The sequence below is a fragment of the Armatimonadota bacterium genome (assembly GCA_028871815.1).
Lineage (GTDB): Bacteria > Armatimonadota > Chthonomonadetes > Chthonomonadales > Chthonomonadaceae > REEB205.
Window position 1 is genome coordinate 1 of record JAGWMJ010000015.1, and the last position, 25,026, is coordinate 25,026.

The window sequence follows — 25,026 nt, forward strand, 5'->3', positions numbered from 1 at the left end:
TTGTCCGTCGTTGACGTCGCGCCCGGAACTTCGCAAAGTATCACAGAATACAGTCCGGACCTCGTACCTGGAACGTACACGGTGGTCACGTACCCAAGGGAAGCTTTGTATGGAACGGCCTTTGGCCCCCCGAAGGGCACGGGTAGCCCTGCCGTTATGCCGGGCGACCCCGCCACGACGGAAAATGCTAACCCGGTGACGATCTGGGTACCGTAGAGGCTGCGTGTAGCGATTCCGACATTGGGATCCGTGTTGCGCAGCTGGTCGCAGTCATCAGAGAAAGGGCGGTTGCGCAACACATGACCTAGCAACCACACAAGACGCCGGCGCGTCTCAGAGTAGCCGACAACTGAACTCGACGCGAGATTCGGAGCGCATTTTCACGTGAGGCGTATACAGTCGCAACGCAAACAGCGCCATCTAGCGCCAGATGGACTGGACAAGCGCCAACACCGGACCCTAGCCCACGATATTTCGACCGCTAGACGGCACCTGACACCGGCTGCAGAAGCCCGTCCGAGAAAACGGCGACCAGGAACGCGCGTGTCGCGACAGCCGACAGCGTAGCTGGAGGATTATGGCAATCTCACTGCGTTGACGTCGGCGGCGCCGGTGACTATAATGCCGCTGTGCGACGAGACTTTAACACATCGCCGCGCGGCGCCGACCGGTTGAACGCGGAAGCGCCCCCGGACCGGGAGTTGATGCGCCGCGTCACTGGGCGGCTGGTCCCGCTGCTGTTTGTGGTCTACATCGTTGCCTACATCGACCGGGTCAATGTGGGCTTTGCGCAGCTCACAATGGGGGCCGCGCTGGGCCTTTCCGCGGGTGTGTACGCATTCGGCGCCGGCATTTTCTTCATCGGCTACTTCCTGTTCGAGATACCGAGCAACCTGATTCTGCAGCGGGTTGGAGCTCGCCGTTGGATTGCCCGGATCATCTTCAGCTGGGGTCTTGTGAGCATGGCAATGGCTCTGACACGCTCACCTGCCATGTTCTGTACGCTCCGGTTTCTGCTCGGTGTTGCGGAGGCAGGCTTCTTCCCCGGCATCATTCTCTACCTCACATGGTGGTACCGGGCTGAGGAGCGCGCGCGACTGGTCGCCCTTTTTATGACCGCCAGCACGCTGGCCGGCGTTGTTGGCAGCCCGGTCTCCGGCATTCTGCTGCACGTGCACCGGTGGATGGGGATGGCAGGTTGGCAGCTGCTGTTCCTGGGGGAAGGCGCGCCGGCCCTCCTTCTGGACGCCTTCGTATTGCGGTGGCTGCCGGATGGCCCGGAAACCGCGCCGTGGCTCAGCGACCCTGAGCGGCAGCGCGTCAAGGAGCGGCTGAAGGGCGATGACCGTGCGATAGACTGCTCGCTGCGGCAGTCGGTGGCCGCGCTGCGTATGCCCGTGGTTTGGCTTCTGACCTGCGTCTACTTCACCGTGACGCTCGCTGGATACGGGGTGCAGCTCTGGCTGCCAATCATCATCAAAGCGGCCGGCCACCTGAGCAACCTGGCAACCGGCTGCACGACCGCGCTTCCCTACCTGGCAGCCACCGCTGCTATGCTGATTATGGGATTCCACTCGGACCGTACCGGTGAACGGAGCTGCCACATCTTTTTCTCCGCGGCCGCTGGAGCGATCGGGTTGGCAGGCGCCTTCTGCTATCCCGCGTATGGGCTGCTGTGGCTCTGCCTGGCGCTGGCCGGAACGAACGGCATCATGGGCCCGTTCTGGGCGCTGGCTACTGCCCGTATGGTACGCGAGACGCGCGCCGCCGGAGTGGCCGCAATCAACTGCATCGGGAACCTCGGCGGTTTCTTTGGTCCACAAGTGGTCGGCGCGCTGGGCGGGGCTGCAGGTGGGCGTGGGCTGCTGGCGCTGGCAGCCGCACTCTTCTTTGGAGGAGCGCTGGCGCTCACGGTGAAATATGATTACGGGAGTTTGAATAGATGAGAGTTTATTGCTGGGTACTGCCGGCGGCGTTGATTGGCACGATCGGAAGCGGGCATCGCATGCACCGGCTGCAGCCCGGACTGATAGTGCCGAATGTGGCGATGGTGATCAGCCGGGTGGGCCGCTACGGCCGGATACCGGTTCATCAGGATGCCGTTGAGGCGGAGATTGTGGCGGGAACCTGGAAGCCACCTCACTCTGGCGACACGGTAACGCTTCCGGATGGTAAGGTACGAACCTGGACGTTGCTGAACGCTGCGAAGAATGGCTCGTTCACCGCGCCGGGGCTGGGCAGCGGATATGCCGACATCGAGGTGAACTCACCATCCGACACGGTGATGCTATTGAACGCCTCGCACTACGGAATGGTCTATGTGAATGGTCAGCCGCGAGCCGGTGATCCGTACGGCAGCGGATACCTGCACCTGCCGGTTCGCCTGCGCGCGGGCCGGAACGACTTCCTCTTTGCCACCGCCGGAAGCGGCCTGCAGATGAGCCTCACGGCGCCGACCGCTCCGCAGATGCTGGATACCGGAGACATCACAACGCCGGACTATGTAATCGGCGCTCGGCGGAAACCATGGGCGGCGCTGGAGGTGGAAAACGCCACGGCGAGTGCGGCCAGTGGTCTGCGTATCCGCGCAGCGCGTGACGGGGCAGGCAGTGTAGAGACCGCCGTTCCGGAAATAGGGCGGCTCACCGTTCGGAAGGTGGGCTTTCGCCTGCCCTCGCCGCCCTCGTCCGCCGGACCGCCCGTGGCCGTGACCGTGCGCCTGATGCGCGGCGGCCACACGCTGTCAACCGCGAAGATCACGATCAACCGAACGCTGAGGGACCAGCTTCATAAAATCACCTTTGTCTCCGGAATTGACGGCAGCGTACAGTACTACGCCATTCAGCCGGCGCATCCGCTGCCGGGAGATCACGCGCCGCGCGCACTGGATCTGTCGCTGCACGGCGCCGGTGTGGAGGCGCTCGGTCAGGCGGCCTCATATGAGCCGAAAACATGGATCGACATCGTGGCGCCAACAAACCGACGTCCTTTTGGCTTCGATTGGGAGGACTGGGGACGACTGGATGCCGAGGAGGTGCTTGCGCTCGCCGAAAAAAGCCTCAAGCCGGATCCCACGCGGATCTTCCTTTCCGGCCACTCGATGGGCGGCCACGGTGCCTGGACGATCGGCGCCAACGACCCGGATCCGTTCGCTGCGATCTGCCCCAGTGCAGGCTGGCTGAGCTTCCGCACGTACGTAGCCAATGCCGTGCCGCCATATCCGGCGAGTGCCGTAGGCGACATGCTCAACCGCGCATGGAACGATAGTGACACTTCACTGCTGGTTCACAACTACAAGGACATGGGCGTTTTTATCATCCACGGTTCAAAGGATGACAATGTGCCGGTTACCGAAGCCATTCATATGACTCACGTTCTGGCGACGTTTCATCATGACTGGGTCTTCTACGAGCAGCCCGGCGCCTCACACTGGTGGGACGCATCGGATGAGCCTGGAACCGACTGCGTGGACCTGATGCAGCTCTGGGATTTCTTTGCCCGCCACCGTCGCCCGGAAGATGGGCAGACGCGGGAAGTGGAACTGGTTACCGTAAACCCGGGCATCACCGCGTGGCGGCACTGGCTGGGAATCATCCAGCAGATTCACCCGTACGCGGTGAGCAAAGTGACCATCCACTACGATCCTGGCCTCTACCGCTTTACGGGTACCACCGTAAACGTCCGTCACATGCAGCTCAAGGTGAACTGCTGGCAGCCTGCCGCCACATTGAAGGTGGTGCTGGATGGCCAGACGCTCAAGGCGATTCCCTGGCCGCGGACGGGCGCTCTCGACCTGGAGCGGCGAGCCGGCAGGTGGTCGGTGAGCGCCCCGGTGCCGGCCGGTGAGAAGAACCCGCTGCGCAGCGGTCCGTTCAAGGACGCATTCAAGAACGACATGGAGTTCGTCTACGGTACCGGCGGTACACCTTCGGAGAACCGGTGGGCATACGGCCGGGCCCGATTTGATGCCGAGACCTTCTGGTATCGTGGAAACGGCAGCGTCGACGTGGTTGCTGATACCGCGTTCAACGCAACCGCTCAACCACAGCGCTCGATTATCCTCTACGGCAACTCATCCACCAACCGCGCTTGGCCGGCACTGCTTGGCAGCAGCCCGCTTCAGGTTAGTGAAGGAGCGGTAAACGTCGGGGGCAAGACTCTCAATGGCGCCGGACTCGCAGTCCTCTTTGTTCAGCCAAGGCCGGGCAGCGCGGTGGCCGATGTCGGGGTGGTCGGCGGTACCGATCTCACCGGGATGCGGCTGACGGATCGGCTGCCGGTCTTTATCTCCGGGGTTGCATATCCGGACTGGATCGTTCTCGATCCGACGGTGCTTACGCAGGGTGTGTCGGGCGTTTTAGGTGCGGGATACTTCAACAATCGCTGGCAGTGGAGCCCCGGTGATGCGGCGTGGGGCGGCCAAGCCTTAGCCGGAGCACGGTGACCAGGTGCAAGCGGGAGGCTGCGGCTGCGGTGCTGGATCTGCTGGAGGCACGCTACCCTGAGGCTTCCTGCGCACTTCAGCACCGCGATCCATGGCAGCTCCTTACGGCCACCATTCTCAGCGCACAGTGCACGGACGTCCGGGTGAACATGGTTACGCCGGCGCTATTTGCAAAGTACGCAACCGCGGCTGCCCTTGGTGCCGCGAAGGCCGAGGATGTGGAGGCGATCATCCGCTCTACCGGCTTTTTCCGCCAGAAGGCGAAGAGCATCATCGCCATGAGCCAGGACCTTGTCGACCGGTTCGGCGGCAAGGTTCCTGAAACGCTTCCGGAGTTGACCTCGCTGCGCGGCGTAGGGCGCAAGACTGCTAATGTGATAATCGGCGTGGCATTTGGTGGTGCAGGCGTGGTGGTGGATACGCACGTCCGTCGCATCAGCCGCCGCCTCGGCTGGACGAAGCAAAGCCACCCGGCGAAGATTGAGCAGGAGTTGATGGCGCTGTTTCCACGGGAGCGGTGGACGCAGATGGGCACGGTGCTGATCTGGCATGGCCGTGACCTGTGCCCGGCGCGCAAACCGCGGTGCGCCGAATGTCCGGTAAATGAGTTGTGCCCCGAAGGCCGCAAGCGCTTAGCTACGCCCAGCACGGCGCGCCCGTAGTCGATCTCTGGGGGCATCGAGCGAATCTATGCGAAACGACGAACGGTTTCGGCGCGTTGGGCTGATGTGGCACGGTGACCGTGAAGCGCGCCAAACAGCATCGCTGGCTGCCGGCCGGTTTGAGCCGATGGCAAACGCCCTTCGCCATAGCGGGCTTGAGCCCGTTCCTGTTGTATTTAACAACGATTTTGCCGACGAAGCCCGTGAGGATCTGCGCGGTCTGGATGCCGTATTGGTGTGGGTGAACCCGATCGAGCAGGATCGCGACCGCAGCGTGTTGGATGCGCTGCTGCGCGGGGCCGCGGATGACGGCATCGGCGTCAGCGCCCATCCCGATACGATCCTGAAGATGGGTACCAAGGAGGTGTTGGTCACCACGCGCAGCATGAGTTGGGGCAGCGACACGCATCTCTATACTTCGCACCGGCAGTTGCTGGAACAGCTGCCGGAACGTCTGGCGGCCGGCTCGGCCCGGGTTCTCAAGCAGCTCCGTGGCAATGGCGGCAGCGGTGTGTGGAAGGCAGAGCGCGTAACGGATGACCACGCTCTGGTCCGAGTTCGACACGCCCAGCGTGGAAGCATAGAGACGGTGGAATCCATAGGACAGTTTATGCAGCGTCTCGAGCCGTACTTTGGGCAGCATGGGCAAGTAATCGACCAGGCATATCAGGAACGGTTGGTGGACGGAATGGTTCGCTGTTATATGGTCCAGGACGCTGTGGTGGGATTCGGCCATCAGGCTGTAAACGCTCTGTTCCCCGCGCCGCCCGGCGTACCGCCTGAGCAAGCGCCGCAACCGGGCCCGCGACTCTACCACCCACCGGATGCGCCTCAGTTTGAGCCTGTTCGAAGGAAGATGGAGGAGGATTGGCTTGACGCGATGTGCCGTACAACTGGAGTGGATCGCGGAGCACTACCCATGATCTGGGATGCCGATCTGTTGTACGGACCCAAAACCACCGACGGCGAGGATACCTACGTCCTCTGCGAAATCAATGTAAGTTCGGTCTACCCATATCCCGATTCGGCCGTTCAGCCGCTTGCCGAGCGCGTGAGCCAATGGATTCAATCACGGCCGCGACAGGCAAACTGACCGGCGCCAGGCGCCGCTGCTGGAGCGCTGGCATCCTTGTCGCGGAGCAGAATCCGCCGTCCGGCATCGGCATCATCCGATCCGACCGATCCGGCAGATTCCGGCGCCTGCGCTGCCCGCATAAGTGAGACACGAAACGTGACGTTCTCGTCCGTGCCGGGCTGCCTTTTACCCCGCCAGCCGAAAGCAGCGGCGTATGCGTCGCGATAAGTTCCACGTTCCGTACCGTCGTTCACTTCCCGGCGTAGTCAATCCGAGCACGGCCGAAGGATCGGCCGTTGGTGGTTCGGGTCCTGTCTCCGTTCCACGCTCTTACCGCACCTCGATCAGCACCGGCGCGACATCGTACACCTGCCGCGGATTGTAGTACGGGTAGACCCGGCTATCCGGCATCTGCGCGCGCAGCGGAAATCGCGCTCGAACCTGCCACTGGAACACCATCGTTTGGTGCGGCAGCAGTTGCGTCAGATAGAGCGTCACCTGCCGGCCCGCAATGGTGAACTTGCTCAACCGGCCCGCCTTCACGGCCGCGTCAAGCTGATCCGGAATCACATCAAAGCCCGGCGGCGTGCCGATGTCAATGAGCGGCATCTGCACCACTCCGGAGGTATTGTTGTGGACCGTCACCTCCAGCCCGGCGATGCTATTCGTACGGAGCTGCATGCGATCCCACGAAACGTGCAGGCTCAGCGGCGCGCGTCGCAGCGGCCGAACCGGGACCGCGCCCCATCGCTGGTACCAGCGCGCTACCACCTGTAACGCCGGCGCTCCCGTGCCGGAGTACTCCACGTCTATGCTATTTGTGCCGGCGTGCACGCGCTTCTTCAGGGTCACCGTCCGCATTACATCGCCGTTCTCCTGAGTTAGCTGCCACGTCGCCGCGGTGGCGCCGTCGGCCGTCACGGTTACCACTCCGCTGCTGTTGCCGGCGCCATGTTCACTGTCGTAGAGCAGCGCCCTGAGCGCCCAAACCGTCGCCTGCGTGGTGCCCCAGGCGCCATCACCACCGCGCTGTGCCGCCAGCCATGCCAGCGACTTCTGAACCACCGAGACATTCTCGCCCCACTTTTCAAGCGCGATAGTGGCCAAACCGACGGTTTCCGCGTCTGCGCTGCCGCCTGTGGCGCCGGTAAATGTCATCTGTTCCGTGCCCGTTGGCCACCACAGATCGCTGCCGTCGGATCGCGCCATGCCGATCAGCCGGTTTGCCGTCGCTCCGGTGGCGGCGCCGTGCGGCTCAAGATCGACCAGCAGGTTCAGGATTAACGCCAGGGTGTAGGCGTCCTTTGCCTCAGAGAGATGGCGCCGGACGTAGTCCGCGCCTCGGGCCGTTACCGAGCCGGTATAGCCCGACTCAACGAGCGCCCAATCCACGTACGCGGTTGTGCGCAGCGCTCCGGTCTGGCGGTTGATGATGCCCTCGGCAATTCCGCCGGTATCTTCCAGCCAGGAGCCGTTCTGCCGCTGCCGGCCGGCCAGCCACTCCTGAGTTCGCGAGATCAGCGCAGGATCAACGCTCGCGGCGCGCGCCATATCTGAGAACTCCAAAAGGCCATAAGCCGTCAGTACCTGATTTGCCGGCTCCTGCCCGAACCAGGAAAAGCCGCCGCCTCGGCACTCGAAGGTAAGCAGACGCTGATATCCGATATTCACAAGCGCTTCGGCCTTCATTCGGATCGCTGGATTATCGCGGTGCGTCGCCTTCAGGTAGTTCAGGACCAGCACGTTCGGGTACGTGGTGGAACTGGTCTGCTCGAAGCAGCCGTAAGGCATTCGCAGAAGACCGTCGAGGCCGTCGAGAGCCTGGCTGAGCGCACCGGGATAGAGCTTCACCTGAATGGAGCTGGCGCCGTCGATCGCCTGCGTCGGGATCACGATCGTCTGATGCCATGACGCCGTAACACGGTGGTTGATGATGCTCTCCATCGGACGGCCATCGGCAGTTACAGCCACCGTACGCCGCACGGCGTCGGAGTGCCTGGGACTTACAGCCGATACGGTGATGTGATGGCTGCCGGGCGTCAGGGCCGTGATCGTGAAAGAGACCGACGTCACTTCGCCGGCCGCCACCGTCACCTGCCGCGTGTCGGCGCCGGTGAGCGCAAACCATGCCGCCGGCTGCATTGAGACACGGATCGTCTGGGCGGTGGTGAGATAGTTGTAGATCGCAACTGGAAGGGTGATCTGGTCGTGCTGCGTCAGTTCCAGCGGCACGTCCACATCCACGAAGAACGGCTGAAACACGCGCACCGGCGTGACCGCGGAACCAAAGTTGCCCTGTAGGTCGATCGCCTCCAAGTTCAGTTGCCACGTGGTGATGGAGTCGGCCATGGTCAATCGCTGAACAGCGTAGCCACTGTCGTCCGTGATCAATTGCGGCTGCCAAAGCAGGGTCTCCGGAAACCACGATCTCAGGCGCGGCGCGGGGCCACCGCCGGCCTCCTGCTGCAGAGAGCCTTTGGCCGCGGCCAATCCATTGGAACCGATGGCATCCGCTGGGGTGTTCGTTGGCACCGCCATTTCCTCGCGGATTTCCCGCCGGTTGACTCCGGCGGGCAGTTCCACCGCGCCGCCGAGACCACCGGGCCCGCCACGGAAACCGCCGGCGCCGCCGAAGAAGCCGCCGACGGGTTCCGCCTCGCCGTCTAGGTCGTCAGCAGTGCCCCAGCGGCGGTCCGGTCCCGCGCTTTTGAGGATGCAGTAGTCAGCGCTTTGCCCCGGCCACTCCGGGCGGTACTGCGTTCCCCACGGATCTACCACGTCGGCCAACAGCAGGTAGCCATGGTGAATCAGCACATCCAGTGCATCGCTCATCCTCAGCGATTCGCCATGCTGCAGGCGGTAGTTCGAAAGCGCCCGGTTGACGCGAGCCTGTGCCTTTTCCAGGACGGCGATGGCAGCCCTCCTGATCGCGGACCAGCGCGTCAGCCAGGAGTCCTCGTTCAGCGACATGTCGGGTGGCCCGTCCGCAGCTGCCAGAACCAGCGCTGCAGCGCGCTCCTGCTCGGGCGAGCCGAACCGGATAGGTCCCGGACTGACGAGCATCGGCGGCGATATCCCGTGGATCTCGTATCGCGGCCGCATCAACGAGCTCTCCAGCGCATAATAGACGCGCGCTAGTCCGGCATGCTCGGCAGACAGAGAGAGCACGCTTTCATCCACCATCGAAAGCCCGAGCGCCGACGGGGCTGGATTGCCCGAGCCATCCGTGACGCGAAACCTGAGGAGTGCAGTTCCGCCCGGCTTGAATTCAGCTTCCGCGCCGGATATTCGTACCTGCAGCCCGGTGGCCGGCATCACAACTGTAGTGCGAGTATCGCGAACGATGTTCTCGTTTGTCAGGATACGGAACGCGCTGAATTGAACGGTGCCAACCATCGCCGCCGTTGCCGGAATGTTGAAGTCTGCGCGACCAGACCGCAGCGGACTATCCTCGGTGAGAACGGTATGCCCATTCAGGATCGCGTCCAGATAGATGGTGCCTGTGGACGCGCTCGCCAAAGCCCGAAAGTGCAGAATCTGACCCGCCTTCACCATCGGGTTGCTGCACTCAAGCAGCAATCCACCATCGTGCGCACTGAGTGGGACCGTAGTCTCCGACCGGCGACCGCCGGCGTCCACCGCGAAAACTGCAAGAGTCGTGCTGCCGGAGCCAGGCGTGAGAGTTATCTCTGCGATTCCCAGTCGGTCGGTCGTTCCTCGACAGATTTCCGTGCTATCGGCCGGACGGACAGAAAGTCGCACGCCAGGCAGCGCCTTTCCATCGGGTGTGGCCACCGAGAGATAGATCTTGTTCGGCAGTCCGGATTGGAGCGCGCCGTCCTCCGGTACCGCAACGACGGAGATAGCTGACCGCGCGACAACAACATCGATCGCAGCCCGCTGGAGGTGGCCGGCGCTGTCCACCACGTCGGCGCCGATCTCAAGGTTTCCATTGCCGTTGGAGAATTGCTGGCCGAACAGCGTATCGGGCAGGCGCAGTAGGAATCCGCACGTGCCGTCGGCGCCGGTGGTCAACTCTTGCGTGCCAAGCGTCTGCGCGCCTACGTCGAATGTCTGATAATCCAGTGAGACCTTGGCGCCGGCGACGGGCTTACCGAAGAAGTAACGCGCGGATAGCGTGCCCGTAACGGTCTGGCCCGGCAGATACCACGGCATCAACGGTTTGATCTCGATCTTGAATTTCGGCAGCGTGTAACGTTCTACGCGCACGTTGATCGTGGCCGAGCCTCCCGGGGTGTCAGCCGTCACGCGGTAGGAACCGAGGTTCACCTCGTCGGCAAGCTGAAAATCCGTGCCGGCGATTCCAAAGCGGGAGAGAGCTGCCGTCTTGCGAAAGACCTTGTTCCCGCGACCGTCCTCCACCAGGAATGCGATGCCGTCGCCGGTCTGCGGCCTTCCCGTCGCCTGGTCAATCGCCATCGCTCGTAGATGGATCAGCTGTCCGGGCTGGTAGAGCGGCTTGTCGCTGGTCAGGAGCAGGCGCACCTGTGGGCTCAGCGATATCGGCTCAGTCAAATGGTCGCGGCCCTCCACGGTAGCCGCCTCGACAACCAGGCTGGCGTGGGTTACGGTTGTGCGCGGTACGCGAAACTGCGCAGCCACGGTTCCGGCGCTATCGGAATGGGCGGAGAATAGTGGGATGCCGCTGGCGCCGGCGGCGCCGACCCGCAACTCGGCCGAGACATCGGCGGCTAATGGCAAACCGGTCTGATGGTCCGTGACGAGCACCCGAATCGCTGCGGTTGAGCCTGGCAGCCACGTGCGCTGGCCAAGTATTCGTGTCTCGATCCTACCAGCGTCCATGTTCCGGGTCTGCCCGGAGGCCGCTCCGAACGGCGTGAACGCCGCCGCCGACGATACTGCGAACACCACCAGGCGCTGAAATCGGTTCATAGATGCCTCCCTCAAGCCGTTCAAGCCGGTAGTTCGACGGCGAGCCCAACGCGTGGGTTACCAGAGAGAGAAAGTAAACAGGCGCGCCGGGCGGCTCGCGGCGTGCAAAGAGCTGGAAAGGCGGATGCGCGCTACAAGTCGTTCACGCCCGGAAGCAGTGGTACCGCCGGTCGCCTACTCCCAATGGCCGTGCGTATTGGGTGGAATGTGCCATCCGGTGGGATAGATGAGGTAAACAATGCCGTGCGATCGAGCCCATGCCCGGATAAACGCCTCACGGGGATAGACCCGCCGTGCGGTGGCCGACTCGGCGGCGTGGTATGCCGGATCGTTCAGCACGATGTCGCCGGCCGCCGTGAATCCGTCGCATACCAAAAGGTGCCCGGGATCGTTATCGACGGCTTTACCGCGAAGCAGGTCGTAAGATACGGAGACCACCACCGGGATACCCACGTACGTCCAGTCCTCGAGCTCACACACTGAATTGAAGCGCGTCACGTAGGCGCGCATTCCACGCCAGCGGCCGGCCCATGCCGTATTGAACGGCCAATTGCCGGTACCGTTGTAGATCGGATCAAAGATCGCTGCCGCGGCCTGCGGCACCGGCACGTCCATGTTCGGTCGATTGAGTCGTTTGGCCCAAAACGCCATGTCCATAGCCGCACTGGTCGGGCTGCACCAGCCGCTGGCTCCCTGCCAATCGAGCTGGCTCTTGCTGGGTACGGCAATCTCCTTACCCCAGGCTTCACGGTTGGCGGGCAACATGTCGCGCGGTGCGCTGGCATCGCAGAGAGAAAGGCCCAGGTATCGCAACGTTGGCGTCTGGCCGGCAGGAGGCGCATGCAGCGCAATACGCAGCTGCCAGCGGCTTGACCCACTCGTCAGCGAAAGCGTATCTGTAGCCACGCTGCCGTCTGCGTCCCGCTGACCGTCCACGCTGCTCCGCGGCATGTTTGGATCGGAAGACCACCGACCCATGCTGTAGTAGCCTGTCCATCGGTCGCCAAGCCATGCGCGGGCGTTGACTTCCAGCCATGTGCCGGGTGGCGTGTCGGCATTCCAGGATGCTACGGCCAAATTGGCAACACAGTCGCCATGGATCACGGGCGATGTCAGCCACATAACGCCCGGTTCACGCAGGTGTACAAAGGATCGAAATGTTGAAAAACCCACGAACTGGCTGCCGAGGCAAGCGCGTGGCGATGCGCTGGTGACTACGCTGCGTTTCAGCATCCGCCGGAGCGCTGCCGGATGGTCGGTCTGAATTCCGTCGGCGCCAAGAGCCAGCGCCCGTCGCCATCCGTCCGGAGTATCATCCGGGCCGAGGCAATCCATATACACAGCCGCACCCAGTGCGTGAGACTCGTCGACGAGTTCCACGGTCCAGTCACCAACGGAACCGTCGAACAGCCGTGCGCCTGTCTCACTCTGAAGCGCGCGCAAACCCGGTCCCGTCCGTTCATCTGGCGGGACGCTTGGCATCACTGGAATCTCAGGATCCAGTTCGCGCCACCCTGCGAGGGTCTGCCGGCCGCCCCATACCACCGTCCGCCGCTCCATGCCAAACCGTTTCAATATCGCCAGAATCGCCGTGGCCGAGCCGGCTTTGTGATCGATATAGAGATTGATGCGTCCGGCAGCTTTCGCAACGCACTGCTCCAGCGTTGGAACTCGCGCGGCCGCGAACCTTGCGCAAAACTTCGAGCCGGCATCCATCCGGGTGATCTCATCCAGGGTCAGGTCGGCGACGGCGCCGCTTCCCGAGGTCGTTCGATCCACGGTGCGGTCGTGCATCGCGATCAGATGTCCGTCACGCGTTTCGCGGACATCGATCTCAACGTAATCGGCCTTCGCGCGGATTGCGGAAGCGATTCCCGGCAGCGTGTTCTCCGGCGCCAGGGAGCTGGCGCCACGATGAGCTATTACGGCAATTGTGTGCTGCAACGGCGGCACCACTGTTGGAGCGATAATGCACATGAAACCATTATAATGCCGCAAAAGTGGCGGCATTTCCGTGTCCGGTTCGTATTCTGAACCGGCGCCCAAGCCGCGTTCAATCTGCCGTAGCCGTCGTTGCCGCAGATTATTGGAAATGGACGGTATAATCCTTGATGGGCGCAACGTGGATCCTCCGCGTTGCGCTTTTCGCGTTTCCTGCCGTATCCGCGCGCGGAGGCTCACGATGCCGATCTTCGACCAGCTTAAAAAGGGTGAGGCCAGAGTGCGGATTCTTCCACCAGATACCATGGGCGGCTTCGCCGTGCTGATGCAGCTCACCGGCGGTAAGCTGCAGGTACTACCGCAGGACCTCTATGTGGTGGAGGCCAAAATCCTGCCGATGCTGCGCGAGCGGAAGATAGCGTTTGAAGAGGTGACGTTTGGTGCGCCGCAGGCGCCGGATGGCGAGACGCAGAAATGACCAGGTTCATCTTTGTTACGGGTGGCGTTGTAAGCAGCCTCGGCAAGGGAATTGCCACCGCCAGCATTGGACGGCTGTTGCGCAGTCGCGGTTTGAACGTCCGGCTGCAAAAGCTGGATCCATATATCAATGTGGATGCCGACACCATGAATCCATTTCAGCATGGTGAAGCATTTGTAACGGACGATGGCGCCGTTACCGATCTGGATCTTGGCCATTATGAGCGCTTCACCAACATTGCGCTTACCCGGCATTCCAGCGTAACGACCGGTAGCGTCTACCGCGATGTAATCGCGGCAGAGCGCCGAGGCGATTACGATGGGGCCACCGTGCAAACGATCCCGCACGTAACAAACGCCATCAAGGATCGGATCCGGCTTGTGGCAAAAACGGGCAAGAACGAGCGTAAGGTGGATGTGGTGGTGGCCGAGGTCGGCGGGACGGTCGGAGACATTGAGGGCCTGCCGTTTTTGGAGGCTATCCGCCAGATGCGTGCGGATGTGGGACTGCGCAATGTGATGTACATTCACGTTACGCTGGTACCGGGTGTCGGACCGTGGGATGAGCAGAAGACCAAGCCGACGCAACATAGCGTTATCAAGCTGCGCGAGATCGGTATCCATCCCGATATGTTGATCTGCCGCTCAAAACGGCAAATGTCCGACGATATGCTGCGCAAGATCTCCCTTTTTTGCGATGTACCGGTTTGTGCCGTCATTCCATCCGTGGATACGAGCACGGTATACGATGTACCACTTAAACTGGAAGTCGCCGGAGTGGCCGAACAGATCGTTAAACGGTTCGGCCTTCGTTGCGACCCGCCGGACCTGGATGCCTGGCAGCGGATCGTTCGCCGCATCACCAGCAACACGCGCCGCGTACACGTTGCAGTGGTTGGGAAGTATGTGGACAACAGCGATGCATACATCTCAATTCGTGAGGCTCTGCACCACGCAGCAGCAGCAGCCGATTGCAACGTGATGATCACGTGGGTCAACAGCCGCGGACTTCGGTCGAGCGATATCGCAAAGGCCGTTAATGGCGCCAACGCCATGGTCGTAGCGCCCGGGTTCGGCGTGGACGGTATCGAGGGCAAACTTCACGCGGTGCAGCACGCGCGGGTTACCGGTCTGCCGTTTCTTGGCATATGCCTTGGCATGCAGATGGCTGTCGTGGAGTTCGCCCGCAACGTGGCGGGAATCCCAGATGCCGAGTCGGGCGAGGTTGACCCGGCCACTCCGAACCCGGTAGTTCATATCATGCCGGAGCAGCGGCTACGCGGGAATCGTGGCGGCACAATGCGGCTCGGAAGCCGCGAGTGTCAACTGGCGGCGAATTCGCTGGCGTCAAGGCTCTACGGCGTGGAGACGATCCGCGAGCGCCACCGCCATCGGTACGAAGTGAACAACGACTATCGCGCACGGCTTATAGGTGCCGGCATGGACTGTAGCGGGACATCACCGGACGGCAAGTTTGTTGAGATCGTGGAGATCCCCGGCCACCCCTTCTTTATCGGCTGCCAATTCCACCCGGAGTTTCAGTCGCGGCCCGATCTGCCGCACCCACTATTCGTCGGCCTGGTCAAGGCAGCGCTAGACCGTGCCGAACGCGAGGCCGCTGGAGACGCCGGCAGGACGCACACGGCTGCAGCCCCCGCAGATGGTGTAAGCAACGTATGAACGCCACGCTGCCACCCTGGCTCACCAAGCGTGTTCCGAGCCCCCAGACGGTAGAGCTGGTAAATACGATGCTCCGCGACGCGCGGCTGCACACGGTCTGTGAGAGCGCTCGCTGCCCTAATCTCGGCGAATGCTGGTCGCACAGCACCGCTACGTTTATGATTCTGGGCGACATCTGTACCAGAAACTGCGGCTTCTGCGCCATCAAAGTTGGGCGGCCGCTGGAGCTGGATGCGGACGAACCGCGTCGTGTTGCAGAGACGGCGAGGACGATGGGTTTGCGGCACGTCGTGGTCACCAGCGTGGCGCGTGATGAGTTGCCGGATGAAGGGTCATCGCAGTTTGCGGAGACGATCACGGCACTGCGCAGCGAGATCCCGGGCGTCATCGTTGAGGTGCTCACGCCCGACTTCAAGGGGAAGCGCTGGTGCATTCGGCGCGTTGTGGACGCCCACCCCGATATCTATAACCACAACATCGAAACGGTGGAAAGGCTTTCACCAACGGTACGCCCGCAGGCAAAGTACCGGCGCACTTTGGACGTGTTGAGCGCGGTCCGAAACATGGACCCCACGATCTACACAAAGTCTGGCATTATGCTCGGGTTGGGAGAAACTCACGACGAAGTGGTCCAGACGCTCCGCGATTTGCGGCAGGTCGGCGTCAGCGCGGTTACCATTGGGCAGTACCTGCGGCCCACAGTAGCAGGTCACCTACCCGTGGCGGCATGGATTACGCCGGCAGAGTTCAAGGAATACGAGCGAATCGGCGAGGAGTTGGGCTTTCTGTTTGTGGCGTCCGGACCATTTGTGCGATCTTCATATAACGCGAAGGCATTCTCGGAAAAACTGCTTGCTGACCGGCTCGCGCGTGTTGGCGAGCCCGAGGCGGCCTAGGCTCCGTGTGATGGCTTGCGCAACATCATGATTGCCCGGACGGGCGTCCGACTGCACGGAAGGCGCACCGCGCCGCCTCCGCGTAATCTCGCCCGCTTACGCCTCGTCGCTACGCTGCTTTCCATGGTGTTGGGTCCCGGTCTCGTCGGCCTGGCCGGGCTCGCGGCACTTTCTCACGCGGTGAGGTATGTAGCCAATCCGACACGCCTGGCGAACCTCGCGTCGCGGGAGGCAAGCGTTCAACTTGGCCGATCCGTACGCATCGGCCGCATCGACGTCAGCTTCAACCCCGGGCACTGGCGGCAGCCGGGTCACGCCGCGGTTACCGGGCTGAGCATCGCCTCGGGTCCCGGTTTTCCGGCGCTTCCTCTTGTGGGCGCCGGCCGTATCGATTTCGACTTCTCAGTGCCACAACTGCTAGCATCCGACCTGAATACTCCGTGGCTCCAGCAGGTGACGATCACCAGACCTCGCGTAGTTGCCATCCGCAACCCGTCCGGCGTCTGGAACTTCTCCGGACTGTTCAAAAAGCAAGCCGCGCAGGGCCGTCCGGTCGCCGCCCGCGTATTGATCGTGGATGGAGCGGTTGTATATCGCGACGACCGCTGCCCAGACAACCAGACCGGCGTGCCGGCTCCGTTCAATGTAGCGGCTCCTCATGTGAATGGCGTTGTCGATCTGCGTCCCGGATCCGGTGCCTGGTTTGCCGCCGATATCGGGCCGGTTAAGGGAGTTTGCGAGTCGCTGCATGCCACCGGTATTGCGGCTCCGTCTGCGCACCTGATCACTGCGTCGCTGGTCGCCACAGCCGTGCCCGCCAGCCCCGAAACCCGAAGGTTCATGAAGCCATCCGTGTTCGACATACGGCAAGGCACCGCCGATATCGACGCTAACGTTGCGGTGAACACGCAGCAGGTCAGCCGGAACGGACGGTTCACTCCCGCGATATCGGTCTCGGCGCACGCCACACCCAAAGACATAACATTGACCGCTGCCGGCATCGCCGCGCCGTTCACGCACGTCAGCGGCACAGTGACCTTCGTGAATTCGCTCCTGTCCGGCGTACTGGCCGGCTCGGTTGCCGGTGCGGTTGTGCACTTGCACGGCAGTTATTTGCCGACCGGCGGTGCTTTTTTCCATCAGGGCAGTCGGAATGGCGCGCCGGCGCAACTGGCGCTTGCCGGCACGCTCGATGGCTTCCACCTGGCCCGCATCGCCGGCGCCATTCGAACTGCGCCGTTTTACCGCAAGGTTTCGCCGGTGGTGCGCCAGTGGCTGGGCGATTCGCACGCCGCCGGCTCGGTGCAGTGGCGTCTTCAGGGACCCGTTACAAACCTCACACTGGCCGCCGACAGCAACCTGCAGGTTGTTCACGTGCGGAAGTGGAACGCGAAGTCGGTCAAGTTGGCGCTGGCCCTGCAGGGCGGAGAGCTTGCAGCCGACATGCATGGCCAGTATGCGGGTGGTCCGGCCGCGGTGCGGCTGCGCGTGGAAACACGCTCGCCGGGGCGGTTCACGATGGAAGCGCATGGCTCCAGCCTTAGCCTCGGCGCACTTGGGATTCCTGTTTCCGGCTCGCTCTCCGGCGTCGGAGACATCGATGCGGCAATGACGGGGCAATCCGGACGCACGCCGTCCATAGTGGCGCGCGCGCATGCAGCCGCCGTCCATTACAACGGAATTGCGCTGCGGAGCCTGTTTGCCAGAGCCACGTCCAACGGGCGTGTTATTGCAATACAGCGACTGCGAGCCGACGATCCTAAGGGCGTGGTGATTGCTGCAGGGACTGTGGATCTTAAGCGCAAGCTGCTGGACCTCACAGTCAACTCCGATGAACTCAATCTGGCAGCGGTAAGCCACCTCGCCGTTGCGCAACCCGTTTCCCTGAAGCACGAGACCTTTGCTCCGCCAATCAGCGGATTCGCCTACCTACGGAGCCGCATCGATGGGCCGTTCCAAAACCTCCAGGCGACGGGCAAGGTGGTTGCCTTTGGTGTGCAAACACGGGCGACGCATATCAACATCGATCGCGTCGCTACTGCCTTCAACGTAACACGCCGTGCGATCACACTCACCGGAGGTGATGCTGAGCGTTATCCGGGCGACCTTGTGTTCAGCGCTGTCGTCACCAACCCGTTCGCCGCTACGGCATCCCTGGACGCCAGCGCAAACGCGCGGGGCTTTGACGTAGGCGAGTTGCTTCGTACGGCCGGTATTGCCATGCCGGCAGACGTACAACTTGCGGGAGAAGCGGATGCGAGCGGCATCCATGTGCTGGGCCCAATAAATCACCTTCGATTGGCTGCGCCCGCCGAGCTCACCGTGCGCGATGCCCGGCTCAACGATCTTCCGCTCGACATAGCCACGGCCGGCATTATGTACCAGGATGGTGCGTGGAGTTGGGACGGGCTGCTCAAGCTCGCCTCAGGGTCGATTCGACTTCATGGCGGACTGTCGAACGAGCAACAGTTGAGCACAGCAATTGCCGTCACCGATATCAACCTCGATTCTCTTGCCAACGCGCTGCCTGCGAACAACCGTCCAGCACTTTCCGGCATTCTGAGTGCGCAGTTGGCGGTGCGTGACCAGATAAGCCATCCGGTTAGTGCATCGGGCAGCGTTGCGGCTGCCGGGCTCGCCGTAAATGGAATCGCCATCGGCGACCTCTCTCTGGCCGGCAGCTGGGATGGTGCAAACGTTACCATGGCATCAGCTGCACTTACCGATCCGTCGGATTCCACCAGCCGGATTACGGCGACGAATGTCGCCTGGAATACCGCGACCGGAAGCTTGTCGGCGGCCAAACCGGTGATCATATCGCACACGCCGGTATCACGTATCCGCAAAGCGCTGGCAGCGTCGGCATTTGGCGCAACATCCACCGGGAAACGGGTGGTTTCGCTCCTGAATGAGGTTACAGGAAGCATCAACGGGCAGGTGGCCGTTTCGGGCAGCATTACCAATCCAGTGGCCAATGTGCGCTGGAATGTTGCCAACTTGCTTGCGTTTGGTCAGCCGTTCGCAGCCGCCACCGGCAGCGCCGAGATCACCCGCACGGCGTTTCTCAGCCCTTCGCCGGGCGATCCGACTGACCTTATACGGTTTGCCGGGCCCGTTTCGGGTACCACCGCGCCGGAACTCCTTCAGGCGAAGAGTGTGGCTGTGGAGTTCGGTGGCAGCTTGAATGCCGATATTGACGCATACCACGTTGACCTCGGCGCCCTTCAGGCCGCTACCAACCCGCTGCCTTCTTCACTGCGCATTCGTGGAACTGCCGATCTTGTCGGCATAAGCGCCAGTGGCACAACGAAATCGCCGGTGCTCGATATTTCAGCCGCGCTTTCACACCTTGCAATGGTTACACCAAGCTCTGGACGCACCTGGCAGTTGGATAACGCCGACATCGGGCATATCCACGTTGCCGATGGCGGCATCGTGGCGGACGACATCACCCTCTCTAAACTCGGCACCGAACAGCCGACGCCCGCGCACTACGTCCTCCGCCTTCGCGGCTCCGTGGGTTTCAACTGGCAGGCTCCGTGGGTAGCGCCGGACGCACCACTAAAGATCACTGCCGACTTCCCGCAGCAGAGCCTTCAGATCCTTCAGGCATTTGGTATCACCGGATTGCACGACACGACCGGTACCGCGGAAGCTCACGCCCAGTTAGCCGGTACGCGGGCTCAGCCTGAGCTGACCGGCGAGATGGACATTCACTCTCCAAACTTCCGCATCGGGCCGCTCGCAACGGGCTTGAAGAATCTAAACGGTGTGGTATCGTTCGAGCAGGATCACATCCAGGTGGTAACATCGGCGGATACGCAGGTGATCTGGCGGGGTAAACCCGTGCCTTCGGCGCAACCCTCACACCTCACCCTTACCGGCTCCCTGCCGTTGGGCTTCACCAAGGAGGCGCATCCGGTATCTGGGCTACAGCTTCGCGCCACCAATCTGTTCTTCGATGAGCCGGTACTACCCGGATTGAACAGCGGAGCCGCCAAGGGGTTGGCTCAGATTGCGCTCGACGTGACAGGATCAGCGCGTAAGCCGGTGATCAGCGGCAGCATTTCGGTGCACGACGGGCAGATCGTGCTGCCCTCCGACTTTGGATCTTTGAGTTCCGCCGCGACGTTGTTACCCGCAATACCTGCGTTTCGTGATGTAACGCTGAACGTGGGTAACAATGTCAGCATGTCGGGCATGGCGCTGGCTGCTAAGGTTACCGGCGCGCTGATGTTGGTTGGCACGCCGAGGGATCCCCGCGTAAACGGCCGGCTGCGGATCACATCGGGCAAGTTTACGCTGCCGACGGCACGGTTCACGGTGGACCCGCCGGGCCTGGTGGACATTACCTATCCCGTGTACGCATCGGCAGATCCGCAGGATAAGCAACTCGGAATCAACGTCAATCTCACTGCCGATACCTTCATCACAGCTTCTTCTATCAGTGGCGTCAACAAGAGGTACCACGTGTTCGTTACCGCCAAGGGGCCGCTGACGGGCGAGGCGTCCAACCGTCTGACCGGCGCACCGCTGATGCAGTTGGCGCTTCGAACCGATCCACCAGACCTGGCGATCGGCCAGGCGAACCTTGCATCCAAACTGGCCGGCGTGTTTACTGGTATCAACTCGCTCAACAGTCTCTCGCGTGCGCCTGGCGATGCGCTGGCCGCAGAGGTGCTTAACGTATTTCAGGGATCGGTGCTGCCGAGCCTGTTCGACAAGCCGGCCAAGCAACTTGGTTTTCAACAGCTCGAACTCAATTACGATCCGATCGAGCAACTCAGCTTTACGGCCAGCCGACGGCTGTTCGGGCCATTTTATGCGAACTACATGCGCAGTCTTACGGCTACGCGCAACTACTACGATCTCAAGGTCAGTATGAAGTTGAGAAACGATCTGCAACTGTCGTGGGAGACGGACGACCAACGTACCGACAAACTGCTGGTAGAAGGAATCTGGAAGTTCTGAAACTGCAGTGGAAGAGTTCTCACCGGGGTGGTGGCTGCCGGTATAGCGTAACAAACCCGGCGACCGAGCGTCGAAATCAGCAACAAGACCGGCCCGGCGCTGTGGAAGGCGGAAAGCCGCAAACGGATTATCGTGCAGTTGCGCGAACTGGTGCGTCCGGGGTAAGGTGTAACCATGGCGGATGGCGTTCGATCGGTACCGGTGCATACCACGCTGGCAGGCGCTTTGGCGCAGGCCGTAGCGGCGCGTCGAAGTGCCGAGACGGCAGCGCGCGCGGCCGGCATCGATGTGGATGCCGGTCTACAATTTGATGAACTGGTCAGCAAATATGAACGCCGTATATTCAACATCATCTTCAGGATGGTGGGTGACTACGAAGACGCATGTGACCTGACGCAGGATACGTTCATAAGCGCCTACCGGCACTATGACAGGTTCCGTGGTGAGGCCAGGGTGTTTACCTGGCTTTACCAAATAGCCCGCAATCTCTGTATCAATCGCCTGCGCCAGCGTGACCGGCACCGACTGATGCGAATCGAATCGCTGGACCAACCCGCACAGGCCGATTCATCCGGAGAAGTCACGCGTGACGTTCCCGACAGCCGACAGGCGCCGCATACCGTGCTCGCGCGCAAGGAACTCAATGCGCAGATTATGGCGGCCATCGACACGCTTCCGCCCGAGTACCGCGAGGTCATCGTACTCCGCGAATTCCAGGATATGACCTACGCCGACATCGTGGAGGCAACCGGCCTTACGCTCGAAAACGTCAAAACCCGCATTTCACGCGCCCGTGCAATGCTCCGACGCGAGCTGACTTCCTACTACCGCAGTTAGCCGCTTCCAGGGGCGCAGAGCCCGGCTGCTCCCGAACTGCTCAGACTCTTATTGATTAGGCGCGCGGAAGCGCGCCACGGGAGATACCGACCGCATGAACTGGTTCAGCAAACGGAGCGCAGCCGCTTCCTCCACGGTTGTTCTGCCGGTAGCCGCGCTGCTGCTGTCGGTCGGCGCGGCCGCAACCGCTTCGCCAACACATCCAGTCTCGCACAAGCATTCGCCCGGCGCCAAACCCACGGCGGCGCCGCTGGGCCCCGCATGGTCTTGGAAGCAGTTCAGCAAAGCGACGCAGCCGGCTCCGCAAGGGGCGTTGGTACAAAACCCTGCCAAGCCACCGAGCCCGGCGAAACCCGATACCCCACCACCGGCGGCGCCACAAACATCGCTTCCGACCGTGCCGCAAGCCGGCGCGACGCCCAAAATCGGCGAAATCGACGTAACCGGTAACAAAACACTCTCCAGTGCATTCATCATCGCTGCCAGCGGACATAAGGTCGGCGATCCGTGCACCGATGAGACGCTGAGCGAGATGCAGACCAACATCTACCGTACCGGCTTCTTTGGTTTCCACAGCGCCGATCCGGCCGATGCAGTCAAAGTGTCGTCACAGGAGAACAACCCCCCGAACGGTTTCTGCAAGGTCCTCATTGAAGTGGATGAGAACCCGACCATAAAGGCGGTGAACATCACCGGTTCCGGACCGATCAAGCCGGAGGAAGTCCGGTCCCTACTGCACATTGACCTCACTCACGGAGCGGTTTATAGTGAGGATCAACTCGGCCGCGACCTGCAGGATATACAGGACCTCTATAACAAGCGCGGATACCTGATGGCGCCGGCGCAGGATACCGGGCCAGACCCCAAAAACCCCAGTATCCTCAATGTATCCCTCGTCGTTGCTCGCGTTGCGGAAATCAAGATCACAGGCAACCACAAGACGCGCAGCAGAGTGATCACGCGCGAGATGCACACGAAGCAGGGCGACTACTTCAATCAGTTCACGTTGGACCGCGACCATGCGCGGCTGCTGAACCTCGACCTTTTTGACGACGTCATTCCGGCGGTGCGCAACCTCGGGCCGGGTCGCGTGGGCGTGGCGTTAAGCGTTCACGAGAAGCGGACCGGTACCGTGAACGTCGGCGTTGGTTACAGCAGCAGATCGCAGCTCATCGGCTTTGCAGAACTGGCTGAAAACAACTTCCGGGGTCTGGGTGAGGCCGTCAGTCTACGTTGGGATACCGGCGGCATTTCCAACAAGAGCAGTGTGGAGCTTGGCTTCACCGAACCGTGGATCGATAAGCGGCACACTTCACTAAACGTTCAGGTTTACGATCGTACGGTGTACCGATTTGCCAACACGATCCAGAACGCGCTGCCTGCGCCAAGCGGCTCTCTTTCAACCTCCGACCACTACAACGAGCAGCGACTGGGCAGCACCATAACCGTAAGTCGTCCCTTCCATTCCGACTATCGCGCCGCCGTTACGGTGCGCGGCGAAAACGTGCGCACCGACGCGCTCAGTCTCTCGCCGATCAACGCCGACATCGTCCAGAACGGGCCTATCTACTCGTTGGCGGGTTCCATAATCCACAACACGCGTGACCTGGATCTGGATCCGGTAGAGGGTGAGTACCAGACTGCGAGCCTGGAGTTTGGACATGCGCGTCTCTCTCCAGTGAACCCCATCATCACAAACGGTGTTTTCGGTGACGTCAACTTTGTGAAACTCAGTCTGGATCAGCGCGAATACTTCAGCCTGACCGGGCCGCGCCCAGCAAACAAGCCCGAGGAGGATAAGTCGGCCATCGCCGTGCGGATGCTGGCCGGCACGGCCGCCGGCAAGCTGCCGTTTTTTGAGCAGTACTTTCTCGGCGGCGCCGACAGCTTGCGCGGCTACCGTGAGGACCGGTTCTGGGGCACCAACATGGTGCTGGGCTCGGTGGAGTTTCGACAGCCAATCGCCCGGCGCCTAAAGGGCGTGCTCTTTTTTGACGTTGGTGATGCCTGGGGTGGCCAGTATGCCAACGTAAATCTCTCGGGGTTCGCGCAGGGCCAGTTCAAGCTGCATCCGGCAATTGGCTTTGGCGTCCGCGTCGGCACCCCGTTAGGTCCGGTTCGCCTCGATTTCGGATTCGGCGATGAAGGCGGACGCACCCATTTCAGCATTGGAAATGTGTTCTGACAGGCGGCTATCTCGCGAGCAACCCGCCGGTATCGCCTGTGAAATTGCGCGACTACGCACGCCGAGCCTCGCGCGTAGTCGGCGTCGGGTCGGTCTGCTATAATACGCATGCATCGGCCGTGAAAGGAACCTCCGTATGACTAGTCCCAGGCTGTCGCTGAATGCCATCGTGCTTGCGGCCATCGTAATGTGCATCGTGATGTCGATGGTTGGCGCCCGCAGCGAGCAGGCCAAGACGACAACCGGCCTGAAGATCGCACGTGTGGATGTCAGCGCCGTTATGTCGCAGTACAAATTCGCGGTTACTGGAACAGCGGCGATTCAGAAGAAGTACGACGTGGAAGTCGCCACGTTACGTGCCTGGGGCCAAAACAATCTGCTCGCTGCAGGCGATCAGGACGCTCTGGCCCAGTTGGTGGCTGCCGATCAAAGTGCGGCCGGCGCCTCTGCCGATCAGAAGGCGCAGGAGCAGAGGCTGTTGACAAAAAGTAAGGGGCTCATTAACGAGTATACAGCCCTGCAGTCCAAACAGGCCGGCAATCTCACGCAGCAGGATAAGGATCGCATGACCGAGCTGATGCGGCGTGCCAGCGATACCGAAACCCGCGTCAACCAGAGCAAGACGAACGACGAGGACGAGCTTCAGACGGAACTCAATACGCTGCGGACCAAAGCCGTACAAGATGTTACCGATGCAATTAGCAAGGTGGCTAAGGACAAAGGTTACAACCTGGTGCTCAGCAGCGAAGTGGCGTACTATACCGATACCGACCTGACGGACACGGTCGTCGCCTCACTCAACAAATAGCACGGCGCAAAAATGCCCACCGGCTGTTTAGCCAATTGGCCGCTTGTCCCGCGTAGGGCACGGTACGCACTCGCGTACCCACTACTGGTCGCACTCATCCTGGCCGGCTGCGCCCGCCAGGCCACACCGCCAGCGC

Annotated in this window: 15 protein-coding genes; 12 read left to right on the forward strand and 3 right to left on the reverse strand. The window is 61.8% G+C overall.

Annotated elements, in window-relative coordinates:
• The 5 genes from KGJ62_14540 to KGJ62_14560 form a co-directional block, all read left to right on the forward strand.
• A partial coding sequence (locus tag KGJ62_14540; GenBank protein ID MDE2127796.1) for a hypothetical protein occupies positions 1-216 on the forward strand: 216 nt, incomplete at its 5' end.
• 488 nt (positions 217-704) lie between these two features.
• A complete protein-coding gene (locus KGJ62_14545) occupies positions 705-1,946 on the forward strand; it encodes an MFS transporter (protein ID MDE2127797.1) in 1,242 nt (413 codons plus the stop codon).
• Positions 1,943-4,444 carry a prolyl oligopeptidase family serine peptidase gene (locus KGJ62_14550; protein MDE2127798.1) on the forward strand — a complete coding sequence of 834 codons (2,502 nt, stop codon included), beginning with the start codon at positions 1,943-1,945 and terminating at the stop codon, positions 4,442-4,444. Before KGJ62_14545 ends, KGJ62_14550 begins: the two co-directional genes overlap by 4 nt.
• A complete protein-coding gene (gene nth / locus KGJ62_14555; GenBank protein ID MDE2127799.1) occupies positions 4,441-5,106 on the forward strand; it encodes an endonuclease III in 666 nt (221 codons plus the stop codon). Before KGJ62_14550 ends, nth begins: the two co-directional genes overlap by 4 nt.
• Positions 5,107-5,134: 28 nt before the next feature.
• Positions 5,135-6,199 (forward strand): Cj0069 family protein, encoded by a 1,065-nt coding sequence (locus KGJ62_14560; GenBank protein ID MDE2127800.1) that lies wholly within the window; start codon positions 5,135-5,137, stop codon positions 6,197-6,199.
• Here the strand turns inward: KGJ62_14560 and KGJ62_14565 are convergent.
• The 3 genes from KGJ62_14565 to KGJ62_14575 all read right to left on the reverse strand — a co-directional run bounded on the left by KGJ62_14565 (position 6,172) and on the right by KGJ62_14575 (position 13,039).
• Positions 6,172-6,435 (reverse strand): hypothetical protein, encoded by a 264-nt coding sequence (locus KGJ62_14565; GenBank protein MDE2127801.1) that lies wholly within the window; start codon positions 6,433-6,435, stop codon positions 6,172-6,174. The genes KGJ62_14560 and KGJ62_14565 overlap by 28 nt on opposite strands.
• A 76-nt stretch (positions 6,436-6,511) precedes the next feature.
• Positions 6,512-11,095 (reverse strand): hypothetical protein, encoded by a 4,584-nt coding sequence (locus tag KGJ62_14570; GenBank protein ID MDE2127802.1) that lies wholly within the window; start codon positions 11,093-11,095, stop codon positions 6,512-6,514.
• A gap of 174 nt (positions 11,096-11,269) precedes the next feature.
• Positions 11,270-13,039, reverse strand: a complete 1,770-nt coding sequence (locus KGJ62_14575; GenBank protein ID MDE2127803.1) for a C39 family peptidase — start codon at positions 13,037-13,039, stop codon at positions 11,270-11,272.
• A gap of 238 nt (positions 13,040-13,277) precedes the next feature.
• On the opposite strand from KGJ62_14575, the gene KGJ62_14580 reads away from it, so the two are divergent.
• From KGJ62_14580 to KGJ62_14610, 7 genes are all read left to right on the forward strand, one after another.
• Positions 13,278-13,514, forward strand: coding sequence for a hypothetical protein (locus KGJ62_14580; protein ID MDE2127804.1), 237 nt, complete (start codon positions 13,278-13,280; stop codon positions 13,512-13,514).
• A complete protein-coding gene (locus KGJ62_14585; protein MDE2127805.1) occupies positions 13,511-15,193 on the forward strand; it encodes a CTP synthase in 1,683 nt (560 codons plus the stop codon). The genes KGJ62_14580 and KGJ62_14585 overlap by 4 nt, the downstream gene beginning before the upstream one ends.
• Positions 15,190-16,089, forward strand: coding sequence for a lipoyl synthase (gene lipA / locus KGJ62_14590; GenBank protein MDE2127806.1), 900 nt, complete (start codon positions 15,190-15,192; stop codon positions 16,087-16,089). Before KGJ62_14585 ends, lipA begins: the two co-directional genes overlap by 4 nt.
• 27 nt (positions 16,090-16,116) lie before the next feature.
• A complete protein-coding gene (locus KGJ62_14595) occupies positions 16,117-21,060 on the forward strand; it encodes a translocation/assembly module TamB domain-containing protein (protein MDE2127807.1) in 4,944 nt (1,647 codons plus the stop codon).
• A 174-nt stretch (positions 21,061-21,234) separates the two neighbouring features.
• A complete protein-coding gene (locus KGJ62_14600) occupies positions 21,235-21,897 on the forward strand; it encodes a sigma-70 family RNA polymerase sigma factor (protein MDE2127808.1) in 663 nt (220 codons plus the stop codon).
• Between the two features lie 94 nt (positions 21,898-21,991).
• Entirely contained in the window at positions 21,992-24,082 is a 2,091-nt protein-coding gene (locus KGJ62_14605; protein MDE2127809.1) for a BamA/TamA family outer membrane protein, read from the forward strand.
• A 136-nt stretch (positions 24,083-24,218) separates the two neighbouring features.
• Complete coding sequence (locus tag KGJ62_14610) at positions 24,219-24,890, forward strand: OmpH family outer membrane protein (GenBank protein MDE2127810.1); 672 nt, start codon at positions 24,219-24,221, stop codon at positions 24,888-24,890.
• Positions 24,891-25,026 lie beyond the last annotated feature (136 nt).

Coding starts and splice junctions, on each gene's coding strand:
- KGJ62_14545 (MDE2127797.1), top strand. CDS start 705: ATGCGCCGCGTCACTGGGCGGCTGGTCCCGCTGCTGTTTGTGGTCTAC.
- KGJ62_14550 (MDE2127798.1), top strand. CDS start 1,943: ATGAGAGTTTATTGCTGGGTACTGCCGGCGGCGTTGATTGGCACGATC.
- KGJ62_14560 (MDE2127800.1), top strand. CDS start 5,135: ATGCGAAACGACGAACGGTTTCGGCGCGTTGGGCTGATGTGGCACGGT.
- KGJ62_14570 (MDE2127802.1), bottom strand. CDS start 11,095: ATGAACCGATTTCAGCGCCTGGTGGTGTTCGCAGTATCGTCGGCGGCG.
- KGJ62_14580 (MDE2127804.1), top strand. CDS start 13,278: ATGCCGATCTTCGACCAGCTTAAAAAGGGTGAGGCCAGAGTGCGGATT.
- KGJ62_14585 (MDE2127805.1), top strand. CDS start 13,511: ATGACCAGGTTCATCTTTGTTACGGGTGGCGTTGTAAGCAGCCTCGGC.
- lipA (MDE2127806.1), top strand. CDS start 15,190: ATGAACGCCACGCTGCCACCCTGGCTCACCAAGCGTGTTCCGAGCCCC.
- KGJ62_14595 (MDE2127807.1), top strand. CDS start 16,117: ATGATTGCCCGGACGGGCGTCCGACTGCACGGAAGGCGCACCGCGCCG.
- KGJ62_14600 (MDE2127808.1), top strand. CDS start 21,235: ATGGCGGATGGCGTTCGATCGGTACCGGTGCATACCACGCTGGCAGGC.
- KGJ62_14605 (MDE2127809.1), top strand. CDS start 21,992: ATGAACTGGTTCAGCAAACGGAGCGCAGCCGCTTCCTCCACGGTTGTT.
- KGJ62_14610 (MDE2127810.1), top strand. CDS start 24,219: ATGACTAGTCCCAGGCTGTCGCTGAATGCCATCGTGCTTGCGGCCATC.